Origin of the sequence: Alkaliphilus pronyensis, from assembly GCF_009017275.1 — a bacterium.
Classification (GTDB): Bacteria; Bacillota; Clostridia; order Peptostreptococcales; family Natronincolaceae; genus Alkaliphilus_C; species Alkaliphilus_C pronyensis.
On sequence record NZ_WBZC01000025.1, the window covers coordinates 36,161 to 55,121 of the forward strand.

16 protein-coding genes and 1 other annotated feature are annotated in these 18,961 nt (G+C 35.0%); of the genes, 2 read left to right on the top strand and 14 right to left on the bottom strand.

What is annotated here, in order from left to right:
- Window positions 1-134: 134 nt before the first annotated feature.
- Window positions 135-911 (top strand): glycerophosphodiester phosphodiesterase, encoded by a 777-nt coding sequence (locus F8154_RS07970; protein ID WP_151861090.1) that lies wholly within the window; start codon window positions 135-137, stop codon window positions 909-911.
- Entirely contained in the window at window positions 895-2,142 is a 1,248-nt protein-coding gene (locus tag F8154_RS07975; protein ID WP_151861091.1) for an MFS transporter, read from the top strand. The genes F8154_RS07970 and F8154_RS07975 overlap by 17 nt, the downstream gene beginning before the upstream one ends.
- Window positions 2,143-2,156: 14 nt before the next feature.
- Here the strand turns inward: F8154_RS07975 and F8154_RS07980 are convergent, their stop codons facing one another.
- The 14 genes from F8154_RS07980 to F8154_RS08045 form a co-directional block, all read right to left on the bottom strand.
- On the bottom strand, window positions 2,157-2,483 hold the full coding sequence (locus tag F8154_RS07980; protein ID WP_151861092.1) for a 4a-hydroxytetrahydrobiopterin dehydratase: 327 nt from the start codon (window positions 2,481-2,483) through the stop codon (window positions 2,157-2,159).
- Window positions 2,484-2,606: 123 nt separating this feature from the next.
- Complete coding sequence (ileS, locus tag F8154_RS07985; protein WP_151861122.1) at window positions 2,607-5,705, bottom strand: isoleucine--tRNA ligase; 3,099 nt, start codon at window positions 5,703-5,705, stop codon at window positions 2,607-2,609.
- A gap of 62 nt (window positions 5,706-5,767) precedes the next feature.
- Window positions 5,768-5,983: a binding site (T-box leader), on the bottom strand.
- Between the two features lie 236 nt (window positions 5,984-6,219).
- Entirely contained in the window at window positions 6,220-6,840 is a 621-nt protein-coding gene (locus F8154_RS07990; protein ID WP_151861093.1) for a hypothetical protein, read from the bottom strand.
- 286 nt (window positions 6,841-7,126) lie between these two features.
- Entirely contained in the window at window positions 7,127-7,834 is a 708-nt protein-coding gene (gene cuyB / locus F8154_RS07995; RefSeq protein WP_151861094.1) for a cysteate racemase, read from the bottom strand.
- A 24-nt stretch (window positions 7,835-7,858) separates the two neighbouring features.
- Window positions 7,859-9,088, bottom strand: coding sequence for a dicarboxylate/amino acid:cation symporter (locus tag F8154_RS08000; RefSeq protein WP_151861095.1), 1,230 nt, complete (start codon window positions 9,086-9,088; stop codon window positions 7,859-7,861).
- Between the two features lie 234 nt (window positions 9,089-9,322).
- Complete coding sequence (locus F8154_RS08005; protein WP_151861096.1) at window positions 9,323-9,544, bottom strand: YdbC family protein; 222 nt, start codon at window positions 9,542-9,544, stop codon at window positions 9,323-9,325.
- Between the two features lie 31 nt (window positions 9,545-9,575).
- Window positions 9,576-10,439: a radical SAM protein gene (locus tag F8154_RS08010; protein WP_151861097.1), complete on the bottom strand. Its 864-nt coding sequence runs from the start codon at window positions 10,437-10,439 to the stop codon at window positions 9,576-9,578.
- Between the two features lie 32 nt (window positions 10,440-10,471).
- Window positions 10,472-10,771 (bottom strand): MTH1187 family thiamine-binding protein, encoded by a 300-nt coding sequence (locus F8154_RS08015; RefSeq protein ID WP_151861098.1) that lies wholly within the window; start codon window positions 10,769-10,771, stop codon window positions 10,472-10,474.
- Window positions 10,772-10,867: 96 nt separating this feature from the next.
- Window positions 10,868-11,548, bottom strand: coding sequence for a TIGR00266 family protein (locus tag F8154_RS08020; RefSeq protein ID WP_151861099.1), 681 nt, complete (start codon window positions 11,546-11,548; stop codon window positions 10,868-10,870).
- 175 nt (window positions 11,549-11,723) lie between these two features.
- Window positions 11,724-13,247, bottom strand: coding sequence for an HAL/PAL/TAL family ammonia-lyase (locus tag F8154_RS08025; RefSeq protein ID WP_151861100.1), 1,524 nt, complete (start codon window positions 13,245-13,247; stop codon window positions 11,724-11,726).
- Window positions 13,248-13,254: 7 nt separating this feature from the next.
- Entirely contained in the window at window positions 13,255-15,528 is a 2,274-nt protein-coding gene (locus F8154_RS08030; RefSeq protein ID WP_243141207.1) for a xanthine dehydrogenase family protein molybdopterin-binding subunit, read from the bottom strand.
- Window positions 15,525-16,406, bottom strand: a complete 882-nt coding sequence (locus tag F8154_RS08035) for an FAD binding domain-containing protein (protein ID WP_151861102.1) — start codon at window positions 16,404-16,406, stop codon at window positions 15,525-15,527. The genes F8154_RS08030 and F8154_RS08035 overlap by 4 nt, the downstream gene beginning before the upstream one ends.
- A 25-nt stretch (window positions 16,407-16,431) precedes the next feature.
- Window positions 16,432-16,890: a (2Fe-2S)-binding protein gene (locus tag F8154_RS08040; RefSeq protein WP_151861103.1), complete on the bottom strand. Its 459-nt coding sequence runs from the start codon at window positions 16,888-16,890 to the stop codon at window positions 16,432-16,434.
- An 85-nt stretch (window positions 16,891-16,975) separates the two neighbouring features.
- Window positions 16,976-18,955, bottom strand: a complete 1,980-nt coding sequence (locus F8154_RS08045; protein ID WP_151861104.1) for a glycine betaine ABC transporter substrate-binding protein — start codon at window positions 18,953-18,955, stop codon at window positions 16,976-16,978.
- Between the last annotated feature and the right edge of the window lie 6 nt (window positions 18,956-18,961).

Here is an 18,961-nt window from a genome sequence, read left to right on the forward strand (position 1 = left end):
CTGTTGGTGGAAAGTATGCACCCGCTATATTAAGTTAGTAAAAAATAATTAACATAATTAACACAGAATTTATTTACTAAAAGAAGGATTTTAGTTTATTTTTATTAATTAGTATAATAGAGGGAGGGATAGCTATGAATACTACAAAAATCATTGCCCATAGGGGCGCAAGTGGATATGCCCCTGAAAACACCATCAGTGCCTTTCAAAAAGCCCTTGAGTTTAATGTCCATGGTATTGAATTGGATGTGCATATGAGTTATGATGGCTACTTAATTGTTTGTCATGATGAAGGTGTGGATAGAACTACTAATGGTAAGGGACTAATTAAAGATTTAACCCTTAATGAAATAAAGTCGTTGGATGCAGGCGGTTGGTTTAGCAAGAAATATTCAGGTCAAAGAATCCCAACCCTACAGGAGGTTTTAGACCTTATAGGGAATAAAGGCATATTCCTAAACATTGAGTTGAAAAGTGGACCAATTATCTATCCTAATATTGAAAGGGAAGTAATTAATGTAATTGAGGATTACGGTTTATCTGGAAATACTATAATATCCTCCTTTAACCATTACTCCTTATTAGAGGTTAAAAGAATTAAGAAAACCATTAAAACTGCCCCTCTTTATATGGCTGGTATTGTTTCTCCTTGGAAATATGCAAGAGATATAGGTGCAGATGGAATACATCCCTATTTTTACAATGTTACTCCCCAATTAGTTAAGCTCTCTTCAGATAATGGAATCTTTGTCAATACCTTCACTGTTGATGATCCTAACTATATAAAATATGTTATAGGCTGCGGAGTAGCTGGAGTTATGACTAATTATCCCGATAGAGGCTTTTCAGCATTAGAGGAAATACAATCAAATAATTTTGAAAGGGAGTATATTAATGAAGTTAAATTATAGTAAAACCTTTATTCTTGGTTTAGGTTTCTTTTGCATTAGTTTGGTGTGGCCCCTATATAACTTTTACATACCACTTTTTCTAAAGAACTATATTAATAGTCAGCTATGGATAAATACAATTATGACCTTCGACAACATTTTAGCCATATCTTTAATCCCCTACTTTGCCAGCTTAAGTGATAGAACCCGTACCACTGTAGGAAGAAGAATGCCTTTTTTAATAGTTGGTATACCTATTTCAGCAATACTATTTATTATATTACCTAGATACACTAGCTTTTTAAGCTTAGTTATAATTTTATTCTTTTTTAATTTATCAATGTCTATATATAGGGCACCTACAGTTGCCCTTATGCCTGATATTACCCCTGCACCCCTAAGAAGTAAGGCAAATGGAATTATAAATTTTATGGGAGGATTGGCCTCTGTATTAGTTTTATCTGTTGGAGCCTACTTATATAGCTGGAATCCTAACGCTCCATTTATTGGTACTGCTATTTTAATGATTATAGCTTTAGCAGTGTTGTTCTTTACTATTAAAGAGCCAAATGTAGGAGTAAATACAGCAGAGGAAGAAAAGGTAAATATAACGGGAACCCTAAGGGAAATAGTTAAGTCTGAGGATAAAACAGTAATGTATGTATTGATGGCAATATTTTTCTGGTTTGTCGGTTATCAAGGCATTGAGGCAACCTTTAGTAATTATAGTGTTTATTTTCTTGATATAGGAGAAAAAATGGGCTCATTAATTTTAAGCAGCTTTGCTGGAGCCTTTTTAGTATTTGCAATTCCCAGTGGATTTGTAGCTACAAAGTTTGGTAAGGTTAGAACAATTAAAATAGGTATAGTAGGCTTAATGACGGTATTTGCACTTTTAGGTTTTATTAGAGCCACCACTACAATAGCAAACATTCCCTACAATGTAATAATGATGCTATTATTTGCAGTAGGAGGCTTCTGTTGGGCCTGTATTAATATTAACTCCTATCCAATGGTTGTTGAAAATACCTGCAAAGAGAAGATAGGTACCTATACTGGTCTTTACTATTTCTTTTCTTCAATGGCTGCTATTTCTGGCCCCTTAATATTCGGATTTTTTGTTGATGTTTTCGGTTTTAAGGTTATGTTTTTTATTGGCTCAGCAGCATTAGCATTAGCCTTTATTTGTATACTAAAAATTAAAGACACCAAGGCTACTATCCCATTAAATAAAGCTGGCAACCCTATGTAGGGTTACCAGCTTTATTATAACTCATCAATTTTTGCAGCTAAAACAAAATCTGCTTCACTTAAACCATTTATTTTATGGGTGTACAGAGTAATTCTTACTTTAGCCCACGAAAGGTAAATATCTGGATGATGACCTTCTTTTTCTGCTAATTTTGCAACTTTATTAGTAAACTTTAGTGCTTCTGTAAAATCCCTAAACCTATAGGATTTTTCTAGCCTATTGTTTTCTGTAACGGTCCATCCTCCCTCCAACTGATTATAGTATTCCTTTATCTCTTCTTGACTTAATGGCGGTGTTCCAAGACTGCAGGGAATACAATGTTGGTTTGCAAGTTTGCTCATATAAAAAACTCCTCTCCTATTAATTTATTTATGTAATGTAGCTTTTTTGTCTTTAATTATTAATACCCTAAAATAACTTATTAAAAAATATTTTAGGGTATTAATATAATTATATAGGTTTTTTTATATTTTTTCTACTTTTATACCAGTATCATGATCGTTTAGGTTTTGCTTTTCTATGGTATGGTCCTGTATTCTTTCAATTGAAACTGCCAACGTTTCTAGTTTGATATAGTCCTTATGAACTTCTATAGCATTGGCTATCTCGTCATCTCCATCAAAGTACACTTTTATATTATCGGTAACATCAAAGTCATTGTTCTTTCTAAGCTGTTGTACCTTTGAAATGAACTCTCGTGCAAAGCCTTCATCTATAAGCTCTTGGGTTAAGGTTGTATCTAGTATTACAAATAGGTTGTTCTCTGTTTCTACTGTGAAGCCTTCCTTTGCCACTATTGCAATTTGCACATAGTCCTTTATTATTTCAACCCTTTCTCCCTCAAGCTCAACAAATATGCTTTCTCCAGCTTCAAGCCTTTCAGCTGTAGAGGCGGCATCTAAGCCAGCCAGTGCTTTTCCAAGAGATTTAATTTTTGAGCCTAGTATTGAACCTGCAGCTCTAAAGTTTGGCTTTAAATTAAAGTCCATATACTTTTTTAGGTTATTTTCAAATACTACAGCCTTAACATTTAGCTCTTCTTGAATTAACGGTACTAAATCAGATATTAAGGATTCATATTTTCCATCAACAAGAATCATCTGTAATGGCTGTCGCACCTTGATTTTGGCTTGAGCCCTTGCTGCTCTTCCTAATCCTACTAAGCTTCTAGTTAAATCCATTTTTTCTTCAACCTTTTTATCTATTAAGCTATTATCTACAACAGGATAATCTGCCAGGTGTACAGATAACTCATTTGTCAGCTTTTGATACATTTCGTCTGAAAGGAATGGTGCAAAGGGTGCCACCAGCTTAGCCACTCCTGTTAATATTTCATATGTTGTATTATAAACCGCTTTTTTGTCTTCTGTTAGCTCTGTAGCCCAAAAACGACGTCTTGCCCTTCTTATATACCAGTTTGAAAGGTCTTCGTTGACAAACTCCTGTATTTTTCTAACAGACTTTGTTAAGTCAAATGCCTTCATATCTTCTGTAACAGCTACAATAAGACTATTAAACTTTGAAAGTATCCATCTGTCTAGCTCAGGTCTTTTATTATATTCTACAAAAAAGTCTGCTGCATTAATATTATCTGTGTTGGCATATAGGGTAAAGAAGGTATATACATTTTGAATAGTTAAGAAAAACTTGCTTTGAACCTCTTTTAGTCCATCAATATCGAAACGTGTAGGTGTCCATGCTGGTGAAACATACAGTAGATACCATCTCAAAACATCTGCCCCATATTCATCAAATAGCTTAAATGGGTCAACTGTATTTCCCTTTGATTTAGACATCTTTCTGCCTTCTTTATCAAGTATTAAATCATTTACTAAAACATTTTTGTATGGAGCAACTCCTTTAACAAAGGTAGAAATAGCCAATAATGAGTAAAACCAACCACGGGTTTGGTCTATACCCTCACAAATATAATCGGCTGGGAATAGCTCATCAAAGTTTTCGAAGTTCTCAAAGGGATAATGATGTTGGGCAAATGGCATAGCTCCACTATCAAACCAACAATCTATTACCTCAGGTACTCTAGTCATATGCCCTTCACATTTTTCACAATGTAAATGAACATCGTCAACATATGGTCGGTGTAATTCAATGGTTTCATCAATTTCTTCAACTGCCCTCTCAATTAATTCTCTTCTTGAACCAACTGAAGTTGTTTCTCCGCATTCACATCTCCATATATTAAGTGGTGTACCCCAATATCTATTTCGTGATAATGCCCAATCATTCAAGTTTTCTAACCAGTTGCCAAATCTTTTTTCACCTACATAATCTGGATACCATGAAACCGATTTATTATTTGCAATTAGCTGATCCTTCATTTTGGTTACTTCAATATACCAGCTTGGTTTTCCATAGTATAATAAGGGTGTAGAGCATCTCCAACAGTGGGGATAGTTATGGTCCATCTTTTCCTTCTTAAATAATTTGTTTTCTGCATGAAGCCATTTTATAATATCTACATCACAGTCCATTACAAAGCGACCTTCCCAGGGGGTAGCAGTATATTTTCCACCTTCATCTACTGGCTGTAATACTGGTAAATCATATTTTCTTCCAACCTGATAGTCATCCTCTCCAAAGGCTGGAGCCATATGAACAATTCCTGTACCATCATCAGTTGTTACAAAATCAGCTACTGTCACAAAGAATGCCTTTTTATCTGGCTTTACAAAGGGCATTAGCTGTTCGTATTCAACATATTCTAAATCACGTCCCTTTACCTCACTTAATACCTCATAATCCTCCCCTAAAACCTTATCGGCAAGCTTATCTACAACGTAATATATTTTGTCTTGATACTTGACCCTCAAATAGGTTTCATCTGGGTGTACTGCAATTGCAACATTTGATGCTAATGTCCAGGGTGTAGTAGTCCATACCAGAAAGTATTCATCCTTATCCTTTAGCTTAAGGGGTGCAATCACTGTATTAGACTTTATTTCCTTATAGCCCTGTGATACTTCATGGGACGCAAGACCTGTTCCACATCTTGGACAGTAGGGTAGAATTTTATGACCTTCATATATATAATTTTCCTTAAAGAATTTATCAAGAATCCACCATACTGATTCTATATAGTTATTATCTAGTGTTATATAGGGGTTATCTAAATCTATAGAGTATCCCATCCTCTTTGTCATATCTCTCCAAAGCTTTTCGTAGGTAAACACCGACTCTCTACATTTTTCATTAAACTTATCTAGTCCATAGTTTTCTATTTCCTGCTTGCTTGATAGCTTTAATTGCTTTTCTACCTCAATTTCTACTGGTAGTCCGTGGGTATCCCACCCTGCCTTACGCTTTACTTCATACCCTGTCATTGCCTTATATCTACAGACTGAATCCTTTAATGTTCTTGAAATAACATGGTGTATTCCAGGTCGGCCATTGGCTGTAGGTGGTCCTTCATAAAATACAAAGGACTTTTTACCTTTTCGATTTTCAATGCTTTTATCGAGAATTTTGTTTTGATCCCAATGATCTGCCGTTATGCCTTCACGTTCAGCAACTGGTAGATTAGATAATGCTTGATACTTTTCCATCATAAATCTTCCTCTCTTTAGTGTTATTAAAAATTTAAAAATAAAAATCCCTAAGTATAAAACTTAGGGACGATCAAAATCGCGGTACCACCCTGATTACAGAAGAAAGCTTCTGTCGCTCAAAGGATTTTAACGTGTGCCTACGGGAATCACTACTATTACCTTCACAATTCCAGCTCTGGGGTGATTTTCATACAATACCTTATCATAATCTCTCAGCTAATGATTATGTCTCTGTAATTCCAGTAGTGTACTACTGTCCCCTTCATTGCCAATGTATCTACTTTAATTTAAATAAAATTATAACTCTTATGCAATATTAGTGTCAAGGCAATATTCAATAATTAACAGATTATTTATATATAATTATTGTCCTTTGGGATTTTCTTATACAATATAATTTAAAACAACTTATAATTTAATACTATGGATTTGTTAAGATGACAACACTCTAATCTATGATGAAACTTTTAAAGAAACATAAGCGTAATTATAACCTATAACAATATTACTATCATTTGCTGCTGTCTAATTTATTATATATTTTATTATGGTCTTCGGCTAATGGTGTCTCTTTAATTTTATTTAGATACTCTTTTAATAAATCTTCTGTTATACCTTCTTTTTTATAATCCTCCATAGTATGAGTAGCTAGCCACCTAGAAGTATAAATCTTATCATTAACAAGCAGTGCAAACTCATTTACAAAGGCTTTATTAATGAGCTTTTGATCATTTGAGTAGATAGCTTCTATTTGCTCCTTTGTATAAGTCCATTTCCCTGCTTCTTCAAAAGCTTCTCTGGATACATCTAGTTCTTTAACTGCATTAACTATAGTAAGCTCTGACACGTCGCGTCCTTTTGGATTTTCTAAACTTTCGAATTGACTTACCCATTCTTCTACTTTTTCTCTACCAGCAATATCGAATAGGAAAGTGTCTACTCCATAATATATAAGCACATAAGGATCGCTATATTCACTAACAGGTCCCCCAATATCATACACATAAGGATTACCCTTAGTTAAATTTTCAGAAATAGTATCATTTTCTATTGGTTTATTTGATGCAGCTTCACATCCTAAAAGTGATATTAAGCAGAAAATTGTTAAAATAACTATAAATATCTTTTTCATGTTTACCTTCCTTTCTATATTAATGAGAACTAAGCTTTCTTCATGTTTTTTCTTACGTATTAGGTGAAGTAAAACCATGCATTATACTGACTTTTGATATTTTACTAAGGGACTTGTCCTATAGCCTAATAAAAGTATATCATGTAATATTTATTTGCTATGTCATATTTTGTAATTTTAAATATTTCATTTGTGTTACACATAAAAACCCCTAAAACCCACTTTTTATAGTAGGTTTAAGGGGTGTGTCCTTTGGGATTATTTATATATAATAGTTATTAGTCTGCTAAAGCTTTGCATATTCAACAGATTTTTTCGCCAATAGTAATGTGGTATCAATATATCTATAATTGAATGCTGCAATGTCTTCATCCTTTTCTATAGCATTAAATAGCAAGGGTAATTCTGTGCATCCCAGAATGACTATTTCAATAGATTTTTCATTTAACTCCTTTAGAAAATTAATAAGCTCACTTTTATGATTTTGCTTGTTTCCCTTCTTTATTTTATATATAATTTCCTGTAGTTTTTTTTGATTCTCTTTTTTTAGTGCTATAACCTCTATGTTGTTATGGGCAAAATAATTTTCATATATTTTAGAGGAATAGGTACCCATTGTTGCCAGTAGCCCCACTTGCTTTGTGTTTTTGTAGTTGTTTTTTATAAAGTCGGCTGTAATTTGTACCATGTTTAAAATTGGAATATCTAGATATTCCTTTATATCTTCGTAAAAGCAGTGGGCAGTATTACAGGGCATTACAATAAAATCTGCCCCCATTAATTCTAACACTATAGCCGACTTTATTAGATATTTCAAGGGACTAGGTCCATTTCCCAATAAATATTCTGTTCTATCTGGAATTAAAACATTGTTTTCAATTATTATTGGTATATGCTCTTGATCTGAACTACCATTGGTTAAATGAATTACTTTATTAAAGAAATTTGCAGTAGCCTCTGGTCCCATTCCACCAAGTATTCCAATTTTTTTCATGCTTATCCCCTTTAAAATATTAGTTTATGCTGAGGCCTCACTCTCATCTAAATCAGTAAGGTCATTTTCAGTAGCGGCAATAGCAACTGCAACCGCCGAATCACCTACTACATTTACTGTAGTTCTAGCCATATCAAGAATTCTGTCTATACCAGCAATAAGTGCTGAGCCCTCTAAAGGTAATCCTACGGATGTTAAAACCATTGTTAGCATGATGAAGCCTGCTCCTGGTACACCTGCTGTGCCAATAGAGGCTAGGGTAGCTGTTAGAATAATAGACACCTGCTGTGCAATTGATAAATCTAAGCCATAGATTTGGGCAACGAACAATGCGCATACTCCTTGATATAGTGCTGTTCCATCCATATTTATGGTTGCCCCTAAGGGTAGTACAAAGCTGGAAACAGACTTAGAAACACCAAGATTATCTCTACAGGATTTTATTGTAACTGGTAGTGTGCCAGCACTGCTGCAGGTACTAAAGGCAACCGCCGCAGCCGGTAAAACACCTTTGAAAAACTTAAGTGGATTCATCTTAGCAAATACCTTAACAATAGATGAATATACTATAACACTGTGTAGAAGTGCTCCAATATATACTGCAGCAATAACCTTAGCTAGTGGAAATAATACAGCAGGTCCATTCTGTGCCACTACAGGAGTTATTAATGCAAAAACACCAAAGGGTGCTAAATACATAATAAATGCAGTAATCTTATACATTATTTCTGCTAAGCTATCAAAAAAGTTAAACACAGCCTTACCCTTTTCACCAATTGTTGTTATGGTAATTCCTAAGAATAGGGCAAAGGTAATAATCTGAAGCATATTACCGTTAACTAAACCCTGTAACGGATTTGTTGGTATAATTGCCAATAGGGTTTCAACTAATGGTGGTGCATTTCTGGCTTCTACTGTTACACCTTCTAATATCACCAAACCACTTCCAGGCTGAAACAAGTTACCCAGCACCAGGCCAATTGTAACAGCAACAGCTGTAGTTACGAGATAAAAAGCTACGGTTTTTCCTCCAACTCTCCCCAGCTTTTTAACATCACCTATACTTGCAGCACCTACAATTAAAGAGGAAAATACAAGAGGTACAATAATCATCTTAATTAGATTTAAGAAAAGCTTACCAAAGGGTGCAATAAACTTTGTAGCAATTTCTGGGCTACCCCCCAAAATTAAACCAGCAATAATACCTAAAACTAAACCTATCAAGATCCTTGTTGTCAGTCTCATTTTTGCCATAATTTTTCTCCTCCCTCCATTTTTTTAATTAATTGTATAAATATATTATACAAGAATGCTGTTGTTTTCTTAATATTTTTTATTTTTTTAATATTTAATTTATTATTATTCTTTTACTATTTTTATGTTGTAGAAGATAGCATTATAACCTTTATCTTATTGGTGCTGGCTTCTTCTGATTAATCCAATCAAAAAAAAGGCTAATATCATTGTATTAACCTTTTTTTATTAATTCTAAATATCTATAGTGTTTAATATCTCCTTTAATGCCTTTAGCTCTTCCTTTGATAGGGTTACTCCCTTTCCCATTTTTTCATTATTAGGGTCCCATTCTCTAATATCATATTTAGGGTCCCTATTATTCCAGCTTACTAAATTTAACTGCTTCCTCCATCCTTTAGTGGATTCAGATAGAGTGCCAAAGCTTTGCTGTATTTCGAATTTTATTTCTGCCATTAGGTTTTTCTCCCTTCATCTTTATGTATTACTATAGGCTTCTTAAATAATCCTCCCTATAATTGTCCTCATTAATTGCCTTCTCCACTGTCTTTATCAAAGCTTCACGGTCTTTGTTAAGTACCCCTTTTAAGGTTAAATAATTTGATGCATGATTCATCCTAAAAACAGTACTATTAAGATTTAGTTCCTTTAAAAACAAAAGAGTTTCCTCTAATACATCTCTAGGTAATAGGGAAGTATAGCCGTAGGCTTTATTTAATTCTTCCTCAACTCCATTATCCTCAATAAGAAGAGTCAGTAGACTTAAAAAGTCTGGTTGAATTCTATTTATAGCCTCTGCTGAGTGCTTTGCATGCTGTTTATATAGCTTTTGTCCCCCTAAGCCAGATATCAGCATTACAGATAGGCTAAAGCCTACTTTTTTAGCCTTTAAGCAGCCTTCAATAATTTCTTCTTTTGTTACACCTTTGTCTACTCCTGAAAGTATTGTGTCATCTCCACTTTCTATACCTACATAAAGCATAGTTAGTCCTGCATTATATATAGCTTGTAGCTCTTCAATAGATTTTCTCAACAGATCCTTTGGTCCTGCGTAGGAGGATATACGCTTTAGGTTTGGAAGCTCAGCCCTCACCCTATTTATTATTTCCAATAGTTTATTGGTTTTCAAGCAAAGCACATTTCCATCTGCAAGAAAAACCCTATCACCAGCTTTGGAAAAGGTCTTTAATTGGTGTAGCTGTTTGTTTATTTCATCCATACCATTAACCTTAAAATCCTTAGTTTTATACATTGTACAAAACCTGCATCTATTATGGGAGCAACCCTCTGTCACTTGTAATATTAAACTCTTGGCCTCACTTGGAGGTCTAAATAAGGGATAATTGTACATATATAAACTCCTATATCTTTTGGGTTTTTTGGTTACTCTAGTTTATCTTCAACTGATTTTATTTTTTCCTCTATTGAACCTTTTTTGTCTCTGCGATCATCAATTTTTATTGAAGTGGATACCCTCATTGCTCCTTCATTAAAAGGAACCTCATGGATTTTTCTAATTACCATTAGTATTTCATCTAAGTCACCTTCAAATACTGTTCCCATTGGAGTTAATTGATATTTTACCTTTTCTTCCTTCAAAAGCCTATGACACTTGGCCACATAGCTACTAATACTTGTGCTTCCTGTACCTAAGGGTACTATTGTTACTTCAACAATTGCCATATAAACACCTCCCATTTTTCTTTATCTTATCCTAAAAATGCTACAATAAACAATTGATTTAGCCCTTTAACTGTATTCCCATTGTCTTACAGGATTCTACTTTGATTTATCTGGTAAAAAAGCAAATAATTCTCCTGCCATATTCTGAATTGGCATTGTCTGAAGCCATACCTTACCTGGTCCAGTTAGAGTTGTTAAGAACAAGCCTTCACCACCAAATAATATATTACTAAAGCCCTTAATCATTTCAATATTCATTGTCACAGATGATTCATACATACCAACTGCACCTGTATCCACCTTAATTGATTCACCTGCCTTAAGCTGTAGCTCTACACATTCTCCATCAATTTCTATGAAAGCCATTCCACTCCCCTTTAATTCCTGCATAATAAAGCCCTCACCACCAAAAAAGCCTGTTCCTATCTTCTTCTGAAATACTATCTCTACATTAACATCATTTGTAGAGCATAAAAATGATCTCTTTTGGCAAACAAGTGATTGCTTGTCAACTTGAACAGGAATAATATGTCCTGGAAAAGTGTGGCCAAATGCAATTCTATCTCCATCATTTAAAGCTTCAAAATAGTTTAAAAACCCACTTTCACCCATAAATTTTCTCTTTAGAAAGCCTCCAACCCCACCATCCATACTTGTCTTCATTTCAACTGAGCTATCCATCCATTTCATAGCTCCAGCCTGTGATTTAATGACTTCTCCCCTTTTCAATGTAAGCTGTAAAAGGGGCATTGTTGTTCCAATTATCTTATACTCCATTTTTAAAAGCCTCCTTAAATATATAAAATTACTTCTAAATAAATTATAATATAATTCGCTTCGAAAACACTACCTTTTTTTGTAAATTGCTGTTTAAATGATCATTATAATAAAAAACACTATATTAAAGGTAGCTAACATCAATACCTTTAATATAGTGGAGGGGATACTTCATTTATTCACTTATTGCCTCTCTAACCCTTTCTAACAGCTCTTGAGATTTAATTATGTTGTAAGCCTTTTTAATATCAATTGATAGGTTTCTGTCTTTATCTAAAAATGGTATCTCTTCTCTTATAACCTCATAGGCAGCCTTTGTACCTTTCCCCAGCTTAGTTGCCTTTCTTAAATCTATAGCTTGAGCTGCGTGCATAGCCTCTATACCTAAGATATAGCGTAGATTATCTACAATTTTACTTGTTTTCTTAACTACATAGGGTGTATTATTTGCATGATCCTCTATATCTCCTGCAAGTGAAAAATAATCGGCTGTAGCAGGATTTGATAAATGCCTTATTTCAGTATCTAATGAGGTGAAGGTTTTTTGTATTGTACCATAGGCAATTACTCGAGCATCTGATGGAGTTAAGAACCGAGACAGACCCGTAAATCTTGCATTACCCAGCTTAATAGTTCTATGACATGAGTTTCTTGAAAGATGACTTAGTGCTATTCCTATCATCTCAAAGCCTAAAGCTAAGCTTGTAACCTCATAATTGGAGCAGGATATTATCCTCTTTTCATCTAATAAAACACAGGGATTATCGTCTGAGGAGTTTAGTTGTATATTCATATATTTTTTAACATAATCTAATGCATCCCTCACCGACCCATGTAAATGACATGAACCCCTTAAACACAGCGGATCCTGTAGGGAGTCAGTTACCCCTGGTAGCCACAAATAGCTCCCCTCTAAATAAGCTCTAACCATTTGAGAGCTATAGGCTTGCCCTGGTAATGGTCTTACTTCATAGGCTTTAGGGTCTAAAGGTGTAACGTTTCCTCTATAGCCTTCTAGGGTAAGGGCATATATTATATCAGCAGTTTCTATTAAGTCTTGAATATCCTTTAAGACTAATGCACCGGGCCCTGCAGCTAAAGCATTAGAGGAAACTATTGCTAAGCCATCCTTCGGCCCCAAAACTATTGGTTTTAAACTAGCCCTTTCTAATGCTTCTTTTGCTGTCATTCTTATACCATTATAGTGTACTTCCCCTTCCCCTATCATTGCTAAGCCTATATGGGAAAGACATGCTATATCTCCTTCTCCGATTGATCCTCTTTCGGGTATTACTGGGTGTATTCTATAATTAAGCATATCCTTATACATAGTTACTATTGCCGGTTGAATTCCAGTACAGCCTAGAAGTAATGTATTTAGCCTTGCTAGCAAGATTGCCCTTACATCCTCCTCACTTGCCTCTGGCTCTACTGCTACACAGTGGGCGTATATTAAATTTCTATTATATTCCTCATAGTATTTAGCGACAACTTCTCTATCCTTGTTTAGTCCTACTCCCCTATTAAATCCATATACAGGTGTATCACTATTAGCAAGCTCATAAACCAGTGCTCTGGAGGCCTCCACAGTTCTCATAGCTTCCTCTGTTATCTCTACCAAAGCCCCATTCCTAGCTACATTATTAACATCCTGTATAGATAGAGTTTTTCCATTAAGTATAACCTTTGACCCTTTCATTGGTATGCTAACCCCCTATTAGATTTTTCTTATTATTAAGTGCAGCTAATATTTTCTCTGGTGTAGCAGGTAATGAAGTAATGTTAATATCTAGTGCATGGTTTATTCCATTAATTATTGCTGGTGCTATTGGTACTGTACTGACTTCTCCTACGCTTTTTGCGCCGAATGGTCCAAATTCTTCTCCTGCTTCAATTAGATGTACCTTTACATCTGGCATATCAGGTGCATTAATTACATGATACTTACTAAAATTATTTGATTTAACATTACCCTTATTATCAATTACTATCTCCTCTGTTAAGGCAAAGCCAATTCCCATTTGTATTGCACCCTGCACCTGACCTTCTACAAATACAGGATTAATTGCCTTTCCTATATCATGGACTGCTACAATGTCTATAACCCTGACTAATCCTGTGTAGGTATCTATTTCCACCTCAGCAAAGTTGACACCATATACAGCTGGATTAGCTGGTGACTTATAGGTATATGAAACACTTATGTCCTCCTTTAAGCTGGTTTGAATCAGCATAACCATATCACCATAGGAGACCATGGCTTGGGGATTATTCTTATTTAATATAAATCCATCCTTATATAAAATATCATCTATATTGCACTTTAATATATCGGCTGAATGTTTGGTAAACTTTTCCTTCACTAGTTCTGCTGTTTTCTTAGCTGCAGCTCCACATACAAATGTTACTCTACTGGCTTGAGTACCAGCAGAATCAAAGGGACTTACTAAAGTATCGGCTTCTGGCACCAGAATCTTATCTGGATTAATATCAAGGACCTCTGCAACAATTTGCTTAATAGTTACAATAGTTCCACAGCCTAAATCATGTAAACTGGCCTTTAATATTGCCTCTCCATCCTCTGTAACTCTTAAATCCATGGTAATAAAGTCGGGGTAGGCATTGTAGTAACCGCTTCCGTGGGTTGCACAGGCCATTCCAACACCCTTTACAAATCTACCTGTAGCCTTTGGCCTATTATACTTGCTTTTCCAATCAAAAACCTCCATACCCTTTAGTAGGCAATCTATCACCCTTGCATTGCCTAGTTCTGGTCCCCCCGTTGGATCCTTTGCATAGGGTTTTACTAAATTTTTTAATCTAAACTCTACTGGATCAAGTCCTAGCTTTTTGGCTGTATTATCTATGTTTATTTCTGTTAAAGCATGTATTTGTGGTGAGCCATAGCCTCTACAGGCTCCAGCTATTGGTGTATTTGTATATACTGCTGTTCCTTTATATGTTTGGTTCTTTATATCATATAGCCTAAATGCCTTTTTACCCATTGCTATTGTAACGGCTTCGCCATTGGTAAAGTAAGCACCGGCATCTACCAGTACATCTATATCTCTTGCTAGAATATTTCCTTCTTTATCTACAGCTGTTTTTACTCTACCTATGGTTGCATTTCTAGTTCTTGTAGAGGAAATGGTTTCTGCTCTGTCCAGCTGAAGCTTCACTGGTACTCCAAGATCGTAGGTGAAGTAGGCGCAAACAGGCTCTAAAATTGGTTGACCCTTTCCTCCAAAGGACCCTCCAACTGTTGTTTTTATTGCCCTTATTCTATTTAGGGATAGGCCTAAGGCTTCTGCCACAATTAGTCGAACTTGGAAAACCACCTGACATGGTGTCCATATAGTTAACAGTCCATTAGTTGAGTCGATTGCAGTCATACATATATGGGGCTCCATTGCAGCATGGTGAACCTTTTGAGTATCTACAAAATCCTCAACAACTATGGGGGCATTTTCCATGGCTTCATTTACATTGCCTACACTTATTTCCTTCTCCATAATTACATTTCCGTGATCATGTATCTTTATGGTTTCTTCCATTAAAGCCTCTTCTGGATCTAGCACTATAGGTAGCTCTTGATACTGAACCTCTATTAGCTCTATTGCCTTTTCAGCTATCGATTTGTCCTTTGCAACTACTGCAGCTACCCTATCTCCCACGAATCGAACCTTATCTGTAAAAAGTCTTTCATCCTTAACCACCTCTAACCCAACGTGCCATTTTTGGGAATTATATAGATTTTGAGGTGTATTTTTATATGTATAAACCTTTACTACTCCAGGTAATGCTTCTGCCTTTGTAACATCTATACTTTTTATAACTCCATGGGCAATAGGACTTAGTAATAGCTTAGCATGTAGCATACCATCCATCTCCATATCAGCAACGTATTGTAGCTTACCCTTAACCTTTTCATAAGCATCATGAATTGGTATATACTTACCTACATACTTTAACTCTGTCATGATAATTCACCACCAGTCATAATTTGTGGAAACATCCTTTTCATAATATCGTCGGCTAAGCCTCTAATAGCTTCTCTTTTATATGGATGGGAGGCCCTTCCCAATATAGCTTCATCCACCTGTTTTTGAAGTGTTTCTTCAAATAGATATATAAATTGCGTATTAATTTTCTTATTTAGTAATGAATTAGCCACCGTCGATGAATTAAAGGCCTTTGGTCCAATAGCACCTATGACTACCATTGCTTCATTTATAACCATTTCATGATTATACTTAAATGTCACAGCCATATTTAATTTCGATATTGTTACAGCTGTTCTACTGCCGATTTTACCAAAGGATGATCTTGCTTCTAAATCTATTGGTATATTAACTTCTATTATTACTTCATCCCTTTTTAATGAGTTTTTCTCAGAGCCTAACACTATGTCATCTACTTTTTTTTCATAAATTTCGCCACTGCCGTTGATTATTTTAACCTTTGCACTTAAGGCCATTAGAGCTGTTACTGTATCTGCACAGGGAGCTGAGTTTGCAATATTTCCTGCAAGTGTTGCCGCATTCCTTATCTGTGTAGAGCCTACTTTTCCAGTGGCCTCCTTTAGTGCAGTAGCATATTTATCTACGATGGAGCTACAGGATATTTCTGTAAGGGTAGTAATTCCACCAATTTTTACATAATCCTCTGTATTAGTGATGTAGTTTAGCTCCTTTAGGTCTTTCAAATTAATAATAGTTCCATTATTTATTTTTTCTCTTCTCATTTTAATGATAAAGTCTGTACCACCACTTAACATATATGTGTTATTGTCGGCTACTGCTAAAATTTGTACCAGTTCCTTTAAGGTGGTTGGACTCTTAATAACAATCTCATTCATGGAGGTATCTCCCTTCTTTACATTTCTAAATGTCTTTTACAGCCTCTTTTACTGCTTTTATTATTTTGGTGTAGCCGGTACATCTGCATAAATTACCTTCAATAGCTGTTTTTATTTCCTCTTCTGTAGGAGCTGGGTTCTTCATTAATAGTGCTTTACAGGACATAAGCATACCTGGAGTGCAATATCCACATTGCACAGCACCATTATTAATAAAGGCCTTTTGTAATCGATCCAGCTCCCCATCTTTTTCCAAAGATTCTATGGTTAGAATCTCTCTTCCAGCTGCCTGAGCTGCTAAAACTATACATGAGTTTATTGCTACTCCGTCTAATATTATAGTACAGGCACCACATTCTCCTTCTCCGCAGCCTTCCTTGGCACCTGTCAATTTCAGTTTATTCCTTAGGACATCCAATAGTCGCTCCATTGGATCCACCTCTAGTATATGCTTTATTCCATTTACATTAAATTCCATTTCCATAATGCTTGCCTCCTAACTTAACAGACCATTAATGATTCTTTAAAAGCATTTTATCAAAAGAACGACAATAAAAAGTCAAATTACCCTATATTTCAACATCTTCGAAGTTTTTCAAATATTCCCTTGCAGCTTCCTTATAGGTTAATCCATTATGGACTTTATTTAAAGCTATATTTACATCCCTTACATTTAATCTAAAGCTCTTTATTAGGCTGTATAGTTCAGGGTTAGTATTCCTCAGCCCTTTAGCCACTAAAGTTGTACAGTATTCCTCTTCTCCAAAAACCATTTTATCATCATCAAGAAATTTCAAATCATATTTCCCAAACATCCAATGGGGCTGCCAGCCTGTTATAATTACCCATTCTCTCTTTTCAATTTTTTTCTTTAATATTTCCAGCATGGTTTCTTCATCACTATAGTCAACATCTAATCCAGCTAATGAGTATTGATTTAATACTTCTGATACTAGTCCACCAACAGCTGTTCGTCTTTGAACCGAGTATACTTTACTATTAAATTTTTTTAAGTTATTTTTTATTTCTCTAATACTGTTTATTTCTACATAGGAAGGTACTACAAATCCATACCTACAGCCCTTTAAATTAGCCCCTATTTCTTCTAGCTTAGCTCCATATTTTTTTGAGAAGCCTTTACAGGAGTAGGGCATCCAAGGAGAAACCGTTGCATCAACCATTCCTTCTGCAACACTACGCCATAGCTCCATACTGGGTACTAAAATCCCCTCGAGTGCTAAGCCTAGCCTTCGTCCCACTAGCTCCTTTAAAATTTCCATCTGTAATATTGATTCACTATATTCTGTATGGGCCAGCTTAACATATTTAAAGACCTTAAGCTCTTTGCTAATATTTCCCACTATATTAATTAACTCACTTACTCTTTCATTAACTAGTGCAATAGCACCAGCTTGCTGTTGGGTGCTTGCACTTACCTGCTGTGAGCTGGCAGCAGCCTCCTCAGTGACTGCCGATATATCTGAAACAATACTGTTTACATCCTCACTAAACCTAGTTAAGGTGTTTGTTTTGTTGTATATGTTATCCATCTGTTTATTAACTGATAGTACAGATGTGTTTATGAGATTAAAGGTTTCTTTTGTATAGCCTAAAGCCCTTCTTTGATCCTCAACTACTTCATTACCCTTTGACACCTCTTGTACGATTGATTGTATTTCCTGTTGTATAGCTTCTACCAATTGATTTACCTGCTGTGCATAGTTTTTTGTGTTATCTGCCAGCTTTCTAATCTCATCAGCTACAACCGCAAAGCCCTTTCCTGCTTCACCTGCCCGTGCTGCCTCGATAGCAGCATTTAATGCCAACAGATTTGTTTGCTCCGATACTGCATAAATGGTGTTTACTACAGTGTTTATTTCTAAAGAGGATTCTTCTAATTGGCTTACTCTTCCATTAATGTTCCGAAACATCATAACATTATTTGCTATTTTAACATCTTGATCCTCTACTGCAATTTTTCCATTATCTGTTGCTTTTATAGATTCATCCACTAGTCTACGGATATTACCCACATCATTATTAATGTCTTTGACTAAGCTATTAGTGTCAAAGGTTTTATTTGATATGTCACTTATCATATCTACTATATGAGCGTTTCCCTTTGCAACCTCCTCTACAGCAATACTTATTTGTGTTGCTGAGTTTTCTATGGAAAAAATATTATCCTGTACCATTAATCCCGTACATTCTGTTGTTCTAGTTATACCATGTATTTTAGCAATAAGACTTCTAATTTTATCAGTTAATGCTATAATATTAGAATTTTGATGGTTACCATCATTACCTATAAGCTGTAGATCATTGTTTACAAGTTTTTGAATTATTTGTGCATCTTTATTTTTATTGATATTAACAAGTAGCAGTATACATAATATTGATAATCCTTGACTTAGCCCATATATAGACAAAACTTTAAGGCTAAATTTATCCACTAAAAATCCGTAGCTAATTCCATTAATTAAAAGTAAAAGCGATATTCCTAAAACTATTTTTATATTTTTGTATTTACTAATAGTATTTTTTCCCATGCTTTA